We start from the raw sequence: 18755 nt of genomic DNA, 5'->3' as shown, positions 1-18755 counted from the left end.
CGGGAGACTGGTTCAGCCCATCGGCCATCGCTATGCGCTGCCCTCGAAACAGGGAGAGCCGATCGTGTCCGTTACCAAGCCCATCCCTTCCCTGCCCTTTCCCGCGTCGCACCTCGTCCAGCATAGAATCGAGTGGCACGGCGCCATCGGCGGAATGCTGGGCATTGCCATCGCAGGCGGGATCGGGGTGATCCTCTGGGGGGCCACGACGGTTGCGGGAAGTCTGGCCGTGGCGTGGCTGGTGTGACTCACAATGCTTAAGGGTGCCAGCCGTCGCCGTTGAGAACGACGCGCACTACCTCCCCGCCATTGCCGGTCATGACAGCGAGACGAAGATGTTCTTCGGGCGAAGGAATTCGCGGATCCCGTGAATGCCGCCCAGACGCCCGACGCCGCTTTGGCCATATCCTCCAAATGGCACGGCGGTGGGGATGCCGGTGAAACCGTTCACCCAGATATTGCCCGCCACCAGCTGCTTCGCCGCGCAATGGGCCCGTTGCAGGTTCTGCGTCCAGATATAGGCGGCCAGACCGAAATCCGTCCCGTTCGCCAAGGTGATCGCCTCTTCCTCAGTTTCAAACCGGGTGACGGCAATGACCGGGCCAAACACCTCGTGCTGTGAAAGCTCTGCCTGGTGCGGAACGTCGGCGAACACGGTGGGTGCGATGTAAAAGCCATTGGCCATGGCGCCGCCCAAACGCTCACCGCCCGTCAGCAGGCGCGCACCCGATCCATGCGCCCGGTCGATCATTCCCATGATCCGATTGACGGCCCGCTCATCCACGACGGGCCCCATCACGGTGGAAGGATCGGTAGGATCGCCGACCACGATCCCCTCTGCCACGCGCTTCATCCGCTCCAGCACTTCGTCGTAGATCGAGGCCTGCACCAGTATGCGGGTGGGGTTGATGCAGCCCTGCCCGCTGTTGTTGCTAGCACCCTGCAAAGACTGCCGCGCGAAGGCATCAAGATCGGCATCGTCAAAGACGATTGAGGCGGACTTGCCACCCAGTTCCAGGTGCACCGGCGTGGAGCGGACGGCAGCAGATTGCAGGATATGCCGCGCGGTAGCGCCGCTGCCGGTGAAGCTGATCTTGTCCACGCCGGGATGACTGGTCAGCGCCGCACCCGCTTCGGGCCCGCCGGGAACGATATTGACGATGCCGGGAGGAATCCCGGCATCAAGGCACAGCTGCCCGAAACGCAGCGCTGAATATGGGGCCAGTTCCGGCGGCTTGACCACCACGGCATTGCCCGCCGCCAGGATCGGGCCCAGCAACATGCCCAGCGCATAAATCGGCCCGTTCCAAGGAATGATGACCGCAACCACGCCGTAAGGCTCGTCCAGCGTATAATCCAACGCGGGGGTTGGCCATGTGGCGATGACATCGCCGCCGATCTTGTCGGTCCATCCGGCGTTGTAGAGGAAACTGTCGGCGGCTGTATGTGGACCATAAGACTGGATGGTAATCGGGATACTGTTTTCGATCGTGCCGATGCCTGCCAGTTCCCCGGCATTCTTCCGCAGCAGGTGAGCCAACCGGATCAGCGCATCGCGGCGTTCGTTGCGCGGCATGTCGGCCCAGAGCGGCGCGGAGCGGCGCGCGGCGCCGACAGCCTCGTTGATCTCCGCCACGCCCGCCAGGGGGATATTGCCGGTGGGCTTGCCGGTCGCCGCGTAGATATGCTGGAACGTGCCGCCGCTGGCGCTTTCCAGCTGACGATCACCGATCATCAACACGGGTTTTGGCAAAAGTGTAAGGTCGGCCTCGGCGATCATCGTCATCTCCAAAAAACCAGGTGTCAGCGGGCAGGATCGTTGCGGGGAACATCGTCGTAAATGCGCAAGGCATCCCCGGCGAAGTAGACGTACTCGCTATAGATACCGAGCAGCCTTCGCGTATCGACGTAGATCGCCCGCAGTTGTCCATCGATCGCCGAAGCATTCATCGGCGTGTCAAAGCCGCCCTTCGCAATCGCCTGTTCCAGCGCCCGCCAATCCTCCAGCGTTTCCACGCGCCGTCCCAGATGCTGCAGCCGCAACTCACCGGCAGCTTCGGGGACGTAATCATGGTACATCTTCGGCGCGCCTGGCCCCAGCTGCAGGACTTCGATCTGGCTATCGCCGACCCAGGCGTGAACCGCTTCCATCCACTCCGAGCTTCGCTTGCGACGATAGCGCGTTACGCCGAATTGTTCAGCCAGGGTCACCACCGCGGCGTCGAGATCGCGAGTGACGTAGCCGAACTGATAGAAGCCACCCAATGGCAGGAAGCTTTGTGCCACGCGGCTCACTCCTTACCGATCAGGAGATGCATCTCCTCGATGCCCGGGACCGAGTCCATGTGAATGCGGACGGGCTTTTCGGGATCAAGGCGGAAATCCGGGATGCGCGGCAACCATTCCTGCAAAACGATCTGCAATTCGGCCCGCGCCAGCGGTGCGCCCACGCATTTGTGAGGACCATTTCCGAAAGTATTGTGAGTGGGTATCCCGCTTTCGGTCATCAGTTCGGGCCGATCAAAATCGACGTCCATCGCGTTTTTGTACAGCCGATCATCGATGCTGGAGCACCCGATTGGCACCATGATCATCTCATCCGCCTTCATCGTGGCACCCTTGCGCTCCACGTCGGACATGATCAGGCGGCCGGTGTTCGAGAGGCCGTGGCGCCGCAGATACTCTTCGGCGGCGCGCGGAATGATCGCGGGGTCTTCCAGAATACGGCGGCGGTGTCCGGGATTCTGGGCAAGATGGCGGATCATGAAGCTGATCGCGGAGGCGACCGTGTCCAGGCCCCCGAAGTAGATCAGCGCAGCCATGCCCTGCACTTCGTTCTCACCCTGAAAACGCGGATTGTCCCGCCAGGCGGCAATCGCGCTCATCAGATCCGTGCCGGGATTGGCGTACCGTTCCTGCGTTACCTTGTTCAGGTATCCCAGGACCTTGCCCAAGCCGGAATCGCGCTCGGCCTGAGTTTCACCCAGCATGAAGGTATGCGCCCAGTCCAGGAAGTCCTGGCGCATCTCCAACGGAAGATCGACGATACCCAGGAACATGATCACAGGAAAAACGCTGGCGAATTCCGATACGAACTCGCACCGATCCTGCTGCGCAATCTTTTCGATCAGATCGATGGCAAGTTCGCTGGCCTTTTCCTTAAGCACCGCGACTTTCTTTGGCGTGAAGAACGGGTTCAACACGGCGCGATAGCGCGCATGAAGTGGCGGATCGACCGTCAGCGGGGGCATAATGATCCGCGAAGTACCACGCGGAATGGTGAAGACTTCATGGCTGAAAATCCCGAAGTTCTCCTGGACCCAGCGAATATCCTCACCACGCGTGGTAATCCAGTGGCCACCGTTGCGCGGAGTCCACAAGATATCGTGGCCGTGTTGCTGCAGGCGGGAGAGGACCGTGTAGTTATCCTCCCCGTCCGGGATCGGCGCATGGTAATCGAAATCGACCACCAGTTCTGGCGCGACATGGGGGGGCGCTCAACCGTATCGAAAACGGGCTCTACATCTAGCTTGCTACCTTGCGTAGCTCCTACCATCTCGGTCATCCCACCAGATATCCGCCGTCAACCGCCATGATATGCCCGGTCATGTAGCTGGAGGCGGGGCTGACGAGGAACAGGATGGCGCTGGCCAGCTCGATGGGCTGGGCGACACCAAGCAGCAAGCGTCCGGGCATCATGATCGGGCCCCGCATCGGCAGGTTCATCGAAGGGTCCGCGCGCATCTTGCGCGATCCGCCGGAATCGACGCCACCCGGCATCACCGCGTTGATCCGGATGCCGTCGGCCGCAAACTCGCTGGCCGTGCTCTTGGTGATGGAGTTGATACCCGCCTTGGAACTATCGTAATGCACATTGTTGACGATTGTGGGCAGCGCGGTGCCGATGGTGGAGACGTTCACGATCGCCCCGCCGCGCTCTTTGCCTTGCGCTCGCATCACCTTGATCGCTTCGCGCGAACAGAGGAACGTGCCGCGCGTGTTGACGGCGTGCATCTTGTCCCAATCTTCGACCGCCATCTCGAAGAAGTCCGCCTTGGGGCGATAGGCCGCGTTGTTGACGAGAATGTCGATCCCGCCAAACGTTTCCACCGTGCGCGCGGCCATGGCCTGCACATCAACCTCCTCGGAGACATCGGCCTTGATCGCGATGGCCTGGCCCCCGGCGGCGACGATCGCATCGGCGACGCGCTGTGCCTCTTCCTCGATCAGGTCGGCGACGACGACCTTGGCGCCGGCCTGAGCCATCAGCGTCGCGGTCGCTTCCCCGATGCCGGAGCCGGCCCCGGTCACGATCGCGACCTTATCGGGGATGGTATAAAGCGAGTAGATTACATCCTGAGCAATCGTCATCGTTCTTGTCCTTTGTAATCAGCCGATCAGGAAGCCGCCATCCACGGCGATCGCTTGCCCTGAAATGTATCGTCCCGCCGGACTGGCCAGCAGGAGCACCAGCCCGGTCACATCCTCGGGCACGCCGAATCCGCCGACGTGGCGGGTCATGTCCGCACCGGGACCGGTGGGCCGGAAATCGGGATTGATCGTTTCGGTGCGGATCGCGCCCGGCAGGACGGCGTTGGCCGTGATCTGATCGGAAGCAAAATCCAGCGCGACATTGCGAGTCAGCTGGTTGAGTCCCGCGCGTGACGCGGAATAGGCACCGTTGCCGTTGAGCACCGGATGGACACTGCCCATCGTGGTAATGTTGATGACCCGGCCGCCGCCGCGATTGCGCATATGCGGTATCACCGCCTTGATCATCAGAAACGCACCCTTGAGGTTCACCGCCTGGACCCGGTCCCACTCCTCTGCATCGATATCCAGTAACGGCTTGTTGTGATTGACCACCGCGCCATTGATCAGGATATCGATCCCGCCGTGCGCCTTGGCGACATCGCTCACCACCTGCTCGACTGAGGCTGGTGACGTTATGTCGATAGTAGCGAGGGAAACGGTGCCGGGAAGATCGGCGAGAGATGCGATACGATCCGCATCGTCAGCCAGCACAACCGTGGCACCCGCCGCAGCCAGGACCAAGCCGCACGCCTTCCCCATGCCGACCGCCCCGCCCGTGACCAGAGCGACTTTGCCAGTCAGTCCGAACATGGCGCTCAGCGCGGCCGGCACGGCGTCAGCATCGGTCATCGACGTTCCTCTCAAGGTCGGCGACGTGCTCCGTCGCTCAAATTAAGACGAACGCCTTAGACGCTGTTTTTGGGAGATGGTCAACGGTTGTGTCCCGGATGGCCTATGCCCATGGGATATCAGATCCGGTGGCGACGAGCCGTCTGGCTCGTCGCCGAATGCATCAACGCACCAGGTTCTCGAAAACGTAGGGATCGGGGCCGATCCGTCCGGCTGTATCGTGCATCCCGTCCATCAGCGCGATCGCGGAAGCATCCAGGTGCAGTTTCAAGCTTTCCAGGTTTTCACGCATGTGCGCCTCGCCGGAAGCCTTGGGAATCGCGGCGATGCCCGATTGCGTCAGCCAGCGCAGCACCAACTGGGCCGGGGTGCAGCCGATCCGGGCCGCTGCCTCCACGACCCGCGAATCAGACAAGATCGGCCCGCGGCCCAGCGGGCTCCACGCTTGCGTCACCCTGGCATGGGCGCACCCGCGTTCGGCGGCTTCGCGCTGCTGCCAGGCCGGATGGTATTCGATCTGGTTGACCGCCGGCGCCACGCCTGTCTCGGCCACGATATGATCAAGATGCTCGACCATGAAATTCGATACCCCGATCGAACGCACCCGACCTTCGTCACGCAGCCGGATCAAAGCCTTCCAGCTATCAAGGTATAGGTTACGATGCGGAACCGGCCAGTGGATCAGGTACAGATCGACATAGTCCAGCCCGAGCGCAGCTTGGCTTTCATCAAAGGCCCGCAACGCCTCGTCATAGCCTTGGCGGGTGTTCCACAGCTTGGTGGTGACGAACACGTCTTCGCGCGGCAGGCCACATTCGCGTACGCCCCGACCGGTTCCCGCTTCGTTGCCATAGACCGGTGCTGTATCAAACAGGCGATAGCCCAGGTCCGCCGCCTGGCGCATCGCCCGGGGCGTATCGTCGTCCGCGATCTGCATCACGCCCAGCCCCAACAGGGGCATCACATGGCCATCGTTCAACTTCACTGTCATTGTCATTGCGTGCCATCTCCCGTGGTCGGCCAAATCGTCTTGGCATGTTCCTCGCCGGGATGCGCAATATCACCACGATCGCCGGCGAGGCGGCAGCGTGCTGACACGGCAACGATCAGCACACTGATGCAAGTCCCCTCTAAACACATCAAATGCATGATGGTTATGACAAGAAGCCACCGGACTGCCCAAGACCCGCCTTCCGGGCTTGGCATCGTCGTTCCACTAAACCTATGAGAGGCGTCTCTTCACCGCAAAATCAGCCATCCGCTTGCGGTCAACGACGGCGCTATATAAGCGCAAGCGATAGTGGAGCAGGAAGAGCGATTATCATGACGTACGAAACCATCTTGGTCGAGCAGCAGGGTGCCGTTACGCTGATAACGCTCAATCGGCCGCAGGCGCTCAATGCCCTGAACAGCCAAGTGCTGACGGAATTGACAGCGGCGTTCAACGCCTACGACGCCGATCCAAAGCAACGCTGCGCGGTATTGACCGGAAGCGGTGAAAAGGCGTTCGCGGCCGGAGCGGACATCAAGGAGATGGTCGACAAGGACGCGGCGGACTTCTTCCTGCAGGACTTCTTCTCTGGCTGGCAGACTGGCGTCGTCGCCACGCGCAAGCCCTGGATCGCTGCAGTCGCCGGCTTCGCGCTGGGCGGCGGATGCGAGCTGGCGATGATGGCGGATTTCATCATCGCAGCCGATACCGCGAAGTTCGGCCAGCCCGAGATCAAGCTCGGCGTCGCGCCGGGCATGGGCGGATCGCAACGTCTGACGCGCGCCGTGGGCAAGGCGAAGGCGATGGAGATGTGCCTGACCGGCCGCAATATGGACGCAGCCGAAGCGGAGCGTTCGGGCCTCGTCTCGCGCATCGTTGCCGCCGATCAATTGGTGGCAGAGGCGCTGAAGACGGCGCAGGCCATCGCCGCGATGCCGCCAATGGCCGCAATGGTGAACAAGGAAATGGTCAACATCGCGTTCGAAACCAATCTGGCGCAAGGCCTGCTGACCGAGCGGCGCCTGTTCCAGATCCTGACCGCCACGCAGGACAAGAAGGAAGGCATGACCGCGTTCGTCGAGAAGCGTCCCGGTGTTTGGAAAGGCCGCTGATCCCTTATGCCATCTCATCTGCATGTCGTGACCAGCGCGCGACATGCCGGCCGGGTGACAGGGAAGCCGGGATGCCGCACCGCGCCGGGTTGAGAGAGGCCACGATGATAAGAACGACGCATCAAACAACCGGCTCCGGGAACGCGGCCCTCTACTCCTGCAAAGATGGCGCATGCTGATGCAGCGTCCCGGTACGATCGCCGCCATGACCGGCGCGACGGCGACCGAGCTGCTTGCCGCGCTCGAGGCGATGCCGCTGACAGAAATGCTGGCGGCGTCGGAGGCTTTGACGCTGTCTGAATTTGGCGCGCTCGTCACCTATTCGCGCAAAGTTTTCATTCCGCTCACCCAGTTGTGCCGCGACGTTTGCCACTACTGCACGTTCGCCACCACGCCCCGCCACATCAAGCCTTACCTGACGCGGGACGAGGTGCTGGCGATCGCGCGGGCGGGTGAGGCCATGGGTTGCCGCGAGGCGCTGTTCACCTTGGGCGATCATCCGGAGGCGCGTTACAATGCCGCGCGCGACGCCTTGTCCGACATGGGCTTTGCCAGCACGCTGGGCTACCTGCGCCAGTGCGCTGCGGATGTCCTGGCGGAAACCAGCTTGCTACCTCACCTGAATCCAGGCCTGATGGATGCACAGGACTACGCAGCGCTGCGCCCGGTTTCCGCTTCCATGGGACTGATGTTGGAAAGCACCAGCGTTCGTTTGACGGAGCCAGGCGGCCCGCATCACGGCTCGCCAGACAAGGCCCCCGCCCTGCGCCTGGCTGCGATAGAGGAGGCGGGCCGCGCCGCCGTGCCTTTCACTACCGGGCTGCTGATCGGCATCGGCGAAACCCGGATGGAGCGGATTGAGGCGCTGGTCGCCATTCGCGATCTTCACGCCCGCTATGGCCATATCCAAGAAGTCATCATCCAAAACTTCCGAGCCAAGCCTGATACCAGAATGGCTCATCACTCGGAACCTTCGCTGGAGGAGCATCTCTGGACCATCGCCGCAGCCCGGCTGATCCTGGGCGCGCGGATGACGATCCAGGCGCCGCCCAACCTGCATGAGCCCGAAAGCTTCGTGCAACTGCTACGCGCAGGCGTGAACGACTGGGGCGGCGTCTCGCCCGTCACGCCGGACCACGTGAATCCGGAAGCGCCTTGGCCGCAGCTGGAACTGCTGGAAACGCTGACGGCGCGTGCGGGCCGCGTCTTGCAACAGCGCCTGGCGATCGGGCCCCACTTTGCCCAGCAGCCTGACACATGGCTGGATCCGACGCTGCGCCGCCGAGTTCGCGAAGTCGTCGATGCGCGCGGGTTGCCCGTGGTAGACGGATGGCGCCCCGGCATCGCCCAAACCATGCCTTTCGATTTGCCCATCGGCGATACCGCCTTGTCAGCGCAAATCGAGACGATCATCGCCAGAGCCGCAAAAGGCGAGCGGCTGCCAGAGGCTGACATCGTCACGCTGTTCAGTGCGGAGGGCGGCGACATCGCCCGGATCGCGAAGGCTGCCGACCTGCTACGGCACGAAACGCGCGGCAATGTCGCTACCTACGTGATCAATCGCAACATCAATTACACCAACATCTGCCTCTACAAATGCGGCTTCTGCGGCTTTTCCAAGGGGAGCACGCGATCGGAACGCGGCCCGGCCTATCGCCTGCCATTGGCCGAAGTGGCGGAGCGCGCGGTCGATGCGGTGCAGCGGGGGGCTACCGAAGTCTGCCTGCAGGGCGGCATCCACCCGGAGTTCGACGGGGACTATTATCTGAGCGTCGTGCGAGCGGTGAAGGATGCCGCGCCGGACCTTCACGTGCACGCCTTCTCGCCGTTAGAAGTTACGCACGGCGCGCAGACCCTGGGTCTCAGCTTGCCCGATTACCTCACGAGGCTGCGCGACGCGGGTCTTGCCAGCCTGCCCGGCACCGCGGCGGAAATCCTGGACGACGAAGTGCGCGCGGTTATCTGCCCCGACAAGCTGATGACCGCGCAATGGCTGGAGGTGATGCGTGCCGCCCATGGCGTCGGCCTACGATCCACCGCCACGATCATGTTCGGCCATGTCGACCGCTACGATCATTGGGCGCGGCACTTGCTTGCGATCCGTGACCTTCAGGCGGAAACCGGCGGCTTCACCGAATTCGTGCCGCTGCCGTTCGTCCACATGGGCGCGCCGATCGCTCGCAAGGGCCTGTCCCGCTCTGGTCCCAGCGCCCGTGAAGTGCTGCTGATGCATGCCATTGCCCGCCTCGTCCTGCATCCGCTCATCACCAATATCCAGGCCAGCTGGGTGAAGCTGGGCCCTGACGGCGTGACGCGGTTGCTGGGTGCCGGAGTAAACGACATGGGCGGAACCTTGATGGACGAATCCATCACGCGCTCCGCCGGCGGCCAGCACGGCCAGATCTGTGATCCCAACGCGATGGCCGCCATGGCACGCGCTGCGAACCGAACTGCGCAACGCCGCTCTACCCTCTACGTAAACCAAGGATTGGTCGAACTCGCATGAATAGCTTCGAGAATACCTCTGAAGTCATCGCCGTCCTCGGCGGCACGGGCAATCTCGGTTCAGCGATTGCGCGCCGCCTCGCCATGGCCGGACGCAACGTGATCATCGGCTCGCGTACGGCTGAAAGCGCCGAAAACGCTGCGCAAGCTCTGGGTCACAACGCTCGCGGCATGGCCAACGCCGACGCCGCGCGCGGGGCGGATATCGTCATCGTCACCGTGCCATTCTCCGCGCATGAGGCGACTTTGCGCGAGATCGCTCCCCACGTTGCAGGAAAGCTGGTGGTGGATACCACGGTGCCGCTGGTGCCGCCCAAAGTGATGCGCGTGCAGCTGCCGAAGGAGGGCAGCGCCGCGCAACGCGCGCAGGCGATTCTGGGTGAAGGCGTCAGCATAGTCAGCGGCTTCCACAACGTGGCGGCACACAAGCTGATCACCGATGAGGAGATCGATTGCGACGTGCTGATTTTCGGCGACGAGAAAGCTGCGCGTGAACGGATCGTGGCACTCGCCGAACTCATGGGCATGCGCGGTATCCATGCCGGTGCGCTGGCGAACTCGGCGGCAGCCGAAGCGCTGACCTCGGTGCTGATCTTCATCAACAAGACCTATTCCGCCGATGGCGCCGGCATTCGGCTGACGCGCCTGCACACCGCAGAATAGGCCAAAGCGAATGCTGGAGCTTCACCCGCTCCATGGCTTGCCGGAAGTGAGCGAGGGGGCGGATCTGGCCGCCCTTCTTGCCGATGCCGTGACGGCTGCTGGCATCGAACCGCAGCCGCAGGACGTGCTCGTCGTCACGCAGAAGATCGTCTCGAAGGCGGAAGGTCGCATGGTCGATCTTGCCACTGTCGAGCCCGGTCCGCAGGCGCTGGCCATGGCGGCGGACACCGCTCGCGATGCCCGCGTGATCGAGCTGATCCTGCGCGAATCCTCCGCCATCATCCGCGCAACGCCGCAAGTTCTGGTGACGCGTCATCATAGCGGCCATGTCATGGCGAATGCCGGGATCGATCGCTCCAACCTGGGCAAGGGGAATGCCGAAAAGGTGCTGTTGCTGCCAGAGGATGCCGACGCGTCTGCCCTCGCACTGCACACCACGCTCGCCACCCGCTTCGCGCACGCACCGGCCATCGTCATATCCGACAGCTTTGGCCGCCCCTGGCGCATGGGCACGGTAAACGTGGCGATCGGCGCGGCCGGGCTGCCCTCCATCATCGATCAGCGCGGAGATACCGATCGTGACGGGCGCCTGTTGATGGTGACGCAAGTGGCCCTGGCTGACATGATCGCCAGCGCGGCCGGCCTTGTCGCGGGCGAGGCCGCAGAGGGCATTCCCGCCGTCTATGTTCGCGGTCTGTCATGGTCCGCACCGGATGCGCCTGCAAAGGCATTGGTCCGCCCCATCGCCGAGGACCTGTTCCGATGACAGAAAGCCCGGGCCAAGGCGGCAAGGTCGTGATCCTGACAGGCGGCGTCGGCGGCGCGAAGCTGGCGTTGGGGATGGCGCATGCCGGGCTGGATGCCGAAATCACCGCGATCGTCAACACCGGCGACGATTTCGAGCACATGGGGCTGCGCATCTCTCCCGATATTGACACCTTGCTCTACACTCTGTCGGGCAAGGCCAACGCCGCGCAAGGCTGGGGGCGTGAAGGGGAAACCTGGTCGTTCATGGACGCCGCCAAGTCGCTCGGCGCGCCCGATTGGTTCAATCTGGGTGATGGCGATCTGGCGCTGCACGTGCTTCGCACGCAGGCGTTGCGCGATGACCGAAGCCTGTCGGATATCACGCGGCGCTTCGCGCAAAGCTGGGGCATCACGATGCGCGTGCTGCCGATGACGGATCAGCCCTTGGCCACTATCGTGCATACAGATGAGGGCGATCTGCCCTTTCAGAGCTACTTCGTCGAGGAGCGCTGCGCCCCCATCGTCCGCGACATCTCGTTCATGGGTGAGGCCGACGCGAAGCCTGCCAAGAATGTGGTGGCGGCCATCACCGATCCGGACAATCGCGCGGTCATCATTGCACCATCGAACCCTTTTCTCAGTATCGCGCCGATCCTTTCCGTGCCGGGGATCGCCGACGCCCTGCGCCAGACCGACGCGCCAGTGGTAGCGGTCTCCCCCTTGGTCGGCGGGCAGGCCGTGAAAGGTCCCACCAGCAAGATCATGACGGAGCTGGGCCTGGCGCACGATGCCTGCGCCGTGGCCGAATTTTACGGCGACATCATCGACGCGATGCTGGTGGACGAGCGGGATGACCCGTCGATCGCCCTGCCCGAAGGTATCGTCGTCTGCCATGCGGATACGCTGATGCACAGCCTGGCGGACAAGGTGCGCGTCGCGAAAGCTGCGCTGGCTCTGGCAGACACCATGCGATGAATTGGAACCTGGTCATTCCGTTCAAGGCGGCCGACGACCGCAAGCAACGCCTGTCCGGCGCGGTATCTAAAGCAGAGCGAGTTCGCCTGACCGAAAAGTGGATGCAGCACGTTTGTCGCATCGCTCGCCCCCTCGCCCGCGTGATCCTGCTTTCGCCCCGCGCCAGCGCAGCCGGCCATGGCTGGCTGGAGGATCATGGCCGCGGCCTCAACATGGAACTGGCCCTGGCACGTGCCGTGTTGGCCCCTGGCCCGTTCGCGATCATTCATGCCGACTTGCCGAGCCTGACGGGGGAAGAGGTTCAGGCGTTGTTGGACGCCGCCGCATCGTCCGGCTGCGCCATCGCCCCGGATCGCCATGGGAACGGGACTAACGCAATCGCCATCGCCGACAATAGACCGTTCGCATTCCATTTCGGCGCAGGCAGCCTGATGCTTCATCATCGAGAAGCAGGCAATGCCTGTACGATCTTCACTGCAGCAGGCTTGGCCTGTGATATCGATACCCCGACGGACCTTGCCGAGTGGCGCGACAGCCCCGCAGCGGCGTTCAAGTTTTAGTTTACCAGAGCAGCCCGTACCGCGGCGCGGTCAACGCCCACATGCTTCAGGTAAGCGTCGATGCCTCCGAACGCGGCATCAATTTCCGAAAGCGACGTTTGGAGGAATTCGCGCCGGACGCCGCCCAATACGCGTAGCATCGCATCGCTCGCGTGTATGCCGACATCCGCCATCACCGCTTTGGTAGATAAATGAACCTGGGAATGCACCCGGCCTTCGCTGGCCAGATAATCGGCCATGGCGTCATCTGGTGAAACGCCCGCCGCGATCAGCAGCATCGCGCATAAAAATCCCGTCCGGTCCTTGCCCGCCGTGCAATGGACCAACAACGGCGTTTCGCCACGCGCGACAAGACCGGCCGCCTCGCCCAGCGCCTTGCCGGCGGCGTGAGGCAGTTCCCGATAGGTGCTGGTCATCATCACGATCGCACCGCCCTCCCCGGGATCGTCAAGCAGAGCTTGGTGCGGCATGGCATGGGCGCGGAAGTCCGCCGCGACGTCGAGATCGTAGATCCGAGCCCCCTGGGCGCGAAGCCAGGCGTTGGGCGCGCGCGCCTTTTCACGCGCGCTGCGCAGATCGATCACGCTGCGAATGCCCAGCACTGCCAGCGCGGCCGCTTCCTGCTCAGGCGGGGCGAGATGTTCCGAACGATAAAGAACGTTGCAACGCACCGTCCTGCCCTCGCCGGCGGCAAGGCCCCCCACGTCGCGAAGATTCGGCGCACATGGCGCGATCGGAATGGCATGCGAGGACATAGGCGTATCTCCCCTATTGTCGGACCGTGACACGTGGATGCCTAACCAGAGCTCGGGCTGAAGGGCACCAGTACGCCGGGGTCACGGCTTTCGGAGCGCCAGCGCACCGAACCGGTAGGCCTTTCCAGAAACCGACGCACGCGCTCCACTTGCCCCGTGCGCGTTACTTCGAGCGCAAGTTCATGGACCAGGCGATCCCGCGCGGTCATACGATCGCGTTGACGCAGGTAGTCGTGCCACGTCGGGCAACTGAACCGCTCGACCCAAGCAGACCCATCGCCGACATCACGGGCAAGAGACCATTGATACGCGCCGTTGCGTCGCCGGAATTGCCCCACGTTCTGCATCAGCTCATAAAACTGGCGCGCCTGATCGGGATCGACGCTGTAGTCTATTTCAATGAGGATGGGGCCGCTGCGACCGGTTAGACCAAGTACTTCATCCGGATCCGCCATCTGCTTGACCTCTGTCTCGCTGACAGCGCCGGGATCAGCAATTCGCAGTTTGCGGCCGATCGCAGTCACGAGCAGCATCGCGATGCCGGATGCGGCAATGCCCCATCCAGTGCCCATGTGCTGGGCGACGCTGCCCCAGAGCCAGGCACCCATGGCGATGCCACCCGCCGTTGCCGCCTGATAGGATGCCAGGGCACGCCCCGTGATCCAGCGTGGCGCCTGCGTTTGAATGACGATGTTGTACTGCGTCAGCAACTGCATCCAGCAGCAGCCCGCGACCAGCAGGACTGGCATCGCGGCCCATAACGATCGAGACAGCGCCAAAAGGATGATCGCGACGCCAAGAATGATCCCGCTGGTGGCGATCACATGCTCCTTGGGGAGATGACGTAGACGGGGCATCAGAAATGCGCCCGATACGGCACCGACGCCGAATGCACCCAGCAGGATGCCGTACGTCAATGGGCCGCCGCCAATGAGATCGCGCGCGACGAGCGGCATCAACGAAAATAGCGCGGCACCCGCCACACCGGTCATGACGCTGCGCAAAATGACGGCACGCATTGGCGGCGCGTTGATAAGATAACGGATGCCTGAGACGATCGCCCCACCCACCCGCTCTGGCGGGAGGCGCGGCGGCTCGGCCACGCGCTGCCACATGTAGAAGGCAATGGTGATCGGCAGATAACAGACTGCGGTGATCCCAAAGGCGGTGACCGCCCCTGCCGCCGCCACGATGATCCCACCCAGCGCCGGCCCGAAGCTGCGCGCGATGTTGTAGCTCATCGAATTGAAGGCGATCGCCTGCGGCAGATCCTCCGCGGGCACCTGTTCCGAAACGGAGGCCTGCCATGGGGGGCCGAACATCGCGTTGCCGGTGCCCACCAGGAAACACAGCACCAGCAAAATCCCTGGGGTCAGCAAATGCGCGGCGGCCACCCCGGTCAGCAACGTGGCGCTGCAAAACGCGAACAGCAGCATCACCATGCTGACCTTGCGACGATCGTAAGTGTCCGAGATCGCACCCGCCGGAATCGAAAACAGCATGAACGGCAGCATCAGCGCCGTTTGAACCAGCGCTACCTTCTCCGGCTTGCCGCTTAGTTCGGTCATCGCCCAGCCGGCACCTACACCATTGATCAGCAGTCCGAAGTTCGACAGCAAGCTGGCGAAAAGGATGCGCCGAAAAGCAAGGTGCCGCAGCGCGGACCTTGGCTTTTCGGCAGGACTACTCACGTTCGGCGTCATCCTGCTTGCCCTGCACTGACCAGCAACCCGAAGTCCAGTGCAAACGCCGCCACTTCGTCGTGTAGTGCCCTATAGGGTTTTGGGCTCACCCTTGGGTGCGAACGCGTTGTGCTGGTTGTATGTCAGGCCGTGCACGATTTCTTCGTTGCACAAATCCTCGAAAGACCAACCATTGGCGTTGAAATGATCACGGGTCAGTTCGGGATCGGCCACGATCGCAACCTGCGAGCCGGCGATGTAGAATTCGCGACCAGAAAAGACGCTCGCGTGATCGGTGCAAAGCCAGGCCGCCACGGCGGCAGGATTGCGCAGTTCCGGCATCACGTTGTTCCAAGGCAGTCGCTGCATCGAATTGAGCGGAACATCGAGGCGGGCGCTTTCATCCAAGGTGCGGCGGATGGCGGGTATGTCCATTGTCGAACCCGCGGCAATCGGGCGCACCGCATTCACGCGGACGCCATATTCACCCACTTCCCGCGCCAGGGATCGCGTGAGGCCGGTGACGCCTTCCTTTGCGGCGCTGTAGTTTGTCATGCCCCAGTGGCCCCAGCCCGAGGGCGACGAGTAATTCACGATCGCGCCTCGGCTTTTGATGATATGCTCGAGGCCGGCCTTGATCGTGGCGAAATAGCCTTTCAGGTTGACCGCGATCACGATGTCAAAATCCTCCTCGGTCATTTCGAGAAGGGGTGCCGGACGGATGATGCCGGCGTTGTTGATCAGAAAGTCCAGGCGGCCAAAGCTGTCCAGCGCGGCACCTACAAGATTGCGGCCACCCTCCATGGTGCTCATGTTGGAAGTTTCTGCGACGGCTTCGCCGCCCATCGCCTTGATCTCGTCCACCACAGTTTGAGCGATGGACTGATCGGCCCCGCCGCCTATCGGCGCGCCACCAAGATCATTGACAACGACCTTGGCGCCTTGTCGGGCGAACAACAGCGCGGTCTCTCGACCGATGCCACGCCCGGAACCAGTGATCGCAACGACACGGCCTTCAAAATGACGATCCACGCACACTCTCCTAGAAATCAGATCACCTGGTTGCAGGAAGTTGTGTCACAGGTGGAAACCTACCGGAAGCCGCGCAGTGGCGCAGGCCATCTGCCATCTGCCATCTGATGCCTGGCGCAAATCGCGGTCCGAATGAGCCGAACGGTCAGGCCGGATCCCACTCTAGATAAAGATCACGCATGGTGTTGATCAGCCCCGAAGACATGCGCGGCGCGGTTCCGGGCTTGATCCGGAATTCCGGCATGCCGATCACAAATTCTTCTAGGTATATCTTGATTTCCCGCCGGGCGAGGCGCGCACCCAGGCAGGTGTGAAGCCCGCTGCCAAAGTTCATGTGCCGGCGATTGCGGCGTACGGGGTCAAAGGTCATCGGATCGGGATTCACGCGTTCGTCCAGTCCGGCGAGAGGGAAGATACCAAGAATCTGCTCACCTTTGCGGATAGAAACGCCGCTCAGGTCCAGATCATGGTGCGCCAGCCGAGCAAGGTTGCTGGTTCCGAAACGGCGCGTGATCTCCTCGACGGCGCCGTCGATCAGTTCTGGTTGGGCCCGCAGCTGGGCTTGCAGTTCGGGATGCCTGGCAAAGTGCACGGTAGCGAAACTTGTGGTGTTTATCACCGTGTCGAGGCCGCCGGTGACCACCAACTGCACGACATTATGCCGCTCCGTTGGGGTTAGATCGCGATCCGTGACTTGCGCCTGCACCAACATGCTGACGAAATCATCACCCGGATTTTTCTGACGATCCTTGATGAGATCGGCGATGTACGAGTGTGTTTCCGCTTGTGCTTCCTCAGACCCCGGTTGGCCTGGGACCATCCGCTCGGCCAAATTGGCGAGATAAGGCGCTTCGCTTTCGGGCATGCCCAAAAGGTTGAGGAACGTCACGATTGGCATGACGCTGGCGAAGTCATGCATGAAATTGCATTCGCCACGCGCCCTTAGCTTGTCAAGGATATCAACCGCAGCGGCGCGAGCCCGGATACTGGCGCCGTTCAAAGCGGCGGGGGTAAAGGCCTTGGAAACGAGCTTGCGAAACGGCGCATGGTCTGGCGGGTCCAGCTGAGACGGGCCTGTATGGGGGATAATCCCGATCGGCACGAAGGGCTCTGTATTAGAAAAACGCGCCGCATCGGTGCAAAGAGCAGCAATCTCGTTGTAACGAGTCGCCACCCAATGCCCGCCGTGGCGCGGAGTCCAAAAAACGTCCGGATGGCTGTCCTGGATGACTTTCCATAGTGCGTGGACGTCATCAGTATAGCCATCCACCATTCCCTTTGGATTGTAGAGGTCGAAATCAAAGACCAGTTCTTCAGGTATGTGGCTGGGCTTGATCGCCGTTTGAATGTTCACGACTTCAACTCTCCAACATTTTTGTTTTCTACGATATGACGGCCCACCACTCCAAACGCAATGTTGACGGACGCGCGCGTCCGCCTAGTGCTGTGGCCGCACGAACGTGGCGATACCGTTTTGATGCGCGACGAATACCGGTTTTCCGATGGGAGCCAATGTCGCAATCTCATCCAGCGGCACCGGCATGCCGGTATCTCGTCCACGATAAATCCGGAAAAAAGTCAGTTCGTCGATACGAAACACATGCCGCTCGCCCTGCTCATCCTCGATCTCGATCGCGTTGGCGTCAGCAGCGAGCAGAGTGCCCAATACAGGCACGCCATCAGACTTGCGCGTGCACCGAATATCCATCGACAAACGGAAGTATCGGTCCGAACGATTGGCCAGGCCGCTATGCGGTGATTCCAAGCTGAACATCAGTAGATCGCCAGGTTCGTACTCGGCGCGACGCCAGCTTTCGGATGGCACGTCGTTCAAGTTGATGCCACGCGGGGGGCGGCGAAAGTCACCCAGGCGCGGCTTGTGCAGACCCTCGGTGACGGCGAGCCCCCCGGTCGCCTCGTCGATCGGAGCAATCGGAATCCAGCATACGCGCAGCGCCAGACCCTTGTTGTTCGCGCCATCGGCGTGAACGAAGTTGAAGCGGTTTGGCTGATCCGATCCGCCCGGGGGCACGGCGTGGAATTCGGTGTTTGGCACCCATACCACTTCGTCACCCAGCAACTCTTCGAAGAACGCCCTGATCTTGGGATTTGCGATGAAATCATCTGCCGGATAGCGGGCAAGCAGCGGGTCGAGATCCGGATCGGCGCCCATGCGGATGGGGTAATCGTCAAGCGGCGCGCCGTTATAGATCGCCACGTCGGATCGGCCCGGCTCGACCACGCCGAGGTCATTCAGCACTTTAAGGAATACCGCCCGCACCCGTCCGATCGCATCCTTGTCCAGAACATCGCGGAAGAACCAGTATCCATCGCGATCCCAGGCCGCATCCAACGCCGCGCGATCACCCAGCAGATGGTTCGACACATTGAACTGCGGCATCGCCGGCGTATCGGCGGAAGTGGACGTGATACGTTCCGGAGCCAGCGTGGCCATGATCTTTTATCCTCATCCCGAAATCTGAAGACGCACATGGTTCGTGCGTTACGATAGCCATTGTGCCCCCGTTCGACAGATTGATACCGGCTACGTTCGAACAAAAACCGGATTA

18 protein-coding genes are annotated in these 18755 nt (G+C 62.2%); 7 read left to right on the top strand and 11 right to left on the bottom strand.

Features of this window, described 5'->3' with window-relative positions; genetic code table 11:
- Positions 1-247: hypothetical protein (locus tag GGR39_RS16470; RefSeq protein ID WP_183618785.1), on the top strand; the 247-nt coding region annotated here is incomplete at its 5' end.
- Between the two features lie 69 nt (positions 248-316).
- Here the strand turns inward: GGR39_RS16470 and GGR39_RS16465 are convergent.
- The 6 genes from GGR39_RS16465 to GGR39_RS16440 form a co-directional block, all read right to left on the bottom strand.
- Positions 317-1780 (bottom strand): aldehyde dehydrogenase family protein, encoded by a 1464-nt coding sequence (locus tag GGR39_RS16465; protein WP_183618783.1) that lies wholly within the window; start codon positions 1778-1780, stop codon positions 317-319.
- Positions 1781-1803: 23 nt separating this feature from the next.
- A complete protein-coding gene (locus tag GGR39_RS16460; RefSeq protein ID WP_183618781.1) occupies positions 1804-2286 on the bottom strand; it encodes a VOC family protein in 483 nt (160 codons plus the stop codon).
- Between the two features lie 5 nt (positions 2287-2291).
- On the bottom strand, positions 2292-3470 hold the full coding sequence (locus tag GGR39_RS16455; RefSeq protein WP_343055921.1) for a cytochrome P450: 1179 nt from the start codon (positions 3468-3470) through the stop codon (positions 2292-2294).
- Positions 3471-3561: 91 nt separating this feature from the next.
- On the bottom strand, positions 3562-4371 hold the full coding sequence (locus GGR39_RS16450; RefSeq protein ID WP_183618779.1) for an SDR family NAD(P)-dependent oxidoreductase: 810 nt from the start codon (positions 4369-4371) through the stop codon (positions 3562-3564).
- Positions 4372-4389: 18 nt separating this feature from the next.
- Complete coding sequence (locus GGR39_RS16445; RefSeq protein ID WP_221226195.1) at positions 4390-5163, bottom strand: SDR family NAD(P)-dependent oxidoreductase; 774 nt, start codon at positions 5161-5163, stop codon at positions 4390-4392.
- Positions 5164-5326: 163 nt separating this feature from the next.
- On the bottom strand, positions 5327-6160 hold the full coding sequence (locus GGR39_RS16440) for an aldo/keto reductase (protein ID WP_183618777.1): 834 nt from the start codon (positions 6158-6160) through the stop codon (positions 5327-5329).
- A 326-nt stretch (positions 6161-6486) separates the two neighbouring features.
- Here GGR39_RS16440 and GGR39_RS16435 point away from each other — a divergent pair, with 326 nt between their 5' ends.
- The 6 genes from GGR39_RS16435 to cofC all read left to right on the top strand — a co-directional run bounded on the left by GGR39_RS16435 (position 6487) and on the right by cofC (position 12716).
- The gene (locus tag GGR39_RS16435; protein WP_183618775.1) at positions 6487-7266 is read left to right on the top strand and encodes an enoyl-CoA hydratase-related protein; all 780 of its coding nucleotides are present in this window, start codon (positions 6487-6489) and stop codon (positions 7264-7266) included.
- Positions 7267-7444: 178 nt separating this feature from the next.
- Positions 7445-9772, top strand: coding sequence for a 5-amino-6-(D-ribitylamino)uracil--L-tyrosine 4-hydroxyphenyl transferase CofH (cofH, locus tag GGR39_RS16430; RefSeq protein ID WP_425490613.1), 2328 nt, complete (start codon positions 7445-7447; stop codon positions 9770-9772).
- A complete protein-coding gene (gene npdG / locus GGR39_RS16425; RefSeq protein ID WP_058737446.1) occupies positions 9769-10434 on the top strand; it encodes an NADPH-dependent F420 reductase in 666 nt (221 codons plus the stop codon). Before cofH ends, npdG begins: the two co-directional genes overlap by 4 nt.
- Before the next feature lie 10 nt (positions 10435-10444).
- Positions 10445-11200: a coenzyme F420-0:L-glutamate ligase gene (gene cofE, locus GGR39_RS16420; RefSeq protein ID WP_183618773.1), complete on the top strand. Its 756-nt coding sequence runs from the start codon at positions 10445-10447 to the stop codon at positions 11198-11200.
- Positions 11197-12156, top strand: a complete 960-nt coding sequence (gene cofD, locus GGR39_RS16415) for a 2-phospho-L-lactate transferase (RefSeq protein WP_183618771.1) — start codon at positions 11197-11199, stop codon at positions 12154-12156. Before cofE ends, cofD begins: the two co-directional genes overlap by 4 nt.
- Positions 12153-12716, top strand: coding sequence for a 2-phospho-L-lactate guanylyltransferase (cofC, locus tag GGR39_RS16410; RefSeq protein WP_183618769.1), 564 nt, complete (start codon positions 12153-12155; stop codon positions 12714-12716). Before cofD ends, cofC begins: the two co-directional genes overlap by 4 nt.
- Here the strand turns inward: cofC and GGR39_RS16405 are convergent.
- The 5 genes from GGR39_RS16405 to GGR39_RS16385 all read right to left on the bottom strand — a co-directional run bounded on the left by GGR39_RS16405 (position 12713) and on the right by GGR39_RS16385 (position 18640).
- A complete protein-coding gene (locus tag GGR39_RS16405) occupies positions 12713-13471 on the bottom strand; it encodes a tyrosine-protein phosphatase (protein ID WP_221226194.1) in 759 nt (252 codons plus the stop codon). The genes cofC and GGR39_RS16405 overlap by 4 nt on opposite strands.
- 41 nt (positions 13472-13512) lie before the next feature.
- Positions 13513-15174: an MFS transporter gene (locus GGR39_RS16400; protein WP_183618765.1), complete on the bottom strand. Its 1662-nt coding sequence runs from the start codon at positions 15172-15174 to the stop codon at positions 13513-13515.
- A 69-nt stretch (positions 15175-15243) separates the two neighbouring features.
- The gene (locus tag GGR39_RS16395; protein WP_183618763.1) at positions 15244-16185 is read right to left on the bottom strand and encodes an SDR family NAD(P)-dependent oxidoreductase; all 942 of its coding nucleotides are present in this window, start codon (positions 16183-16185) and stop codon (positions 15244-15246) included.
- 145 nt (positions 16186-16330) lie between these two features.
- Entirely contained in the window at positions 16331-17539 is a 1209-nt protein-coding gene (locus tag GGR39_RS17510) for a cytochrome P450 (protein WP_183618762.1), read from the bottom strand.
- 84 nt (positions 17540-17623) lie between these two features.
- The gene (locus tag GGR39_RS16385; RefSeq protein WP_183618760.1) at positions 17624-18640 is read right to left on the bottom strand and encodes a phytanoyl-CoA dioxygenase family protein; all 1017 of its coding nucleotides are present in this window, start codon (positions 18638-18640) and stop codon (positions 17624-17626) included.
- Between the last annotated feature and the right edge of the window lie 115 nt (positions 18641-18755).

This window comes from Novosphingobium fluoreni (assembly GCF_014196615.1).
Classification (GTDB): domain Bacteria; phylum Pseudomonadota; class Alphaproteobacteria; order Sphingomonadales; family Sphingomonadaceae; genus Novosphingobium; species Novosphingobium fluoreni.
Note: the sequence above shows the minus strand (reverse complement) of the source record. Positions and strands in the feature narration are given on the sequence as shown.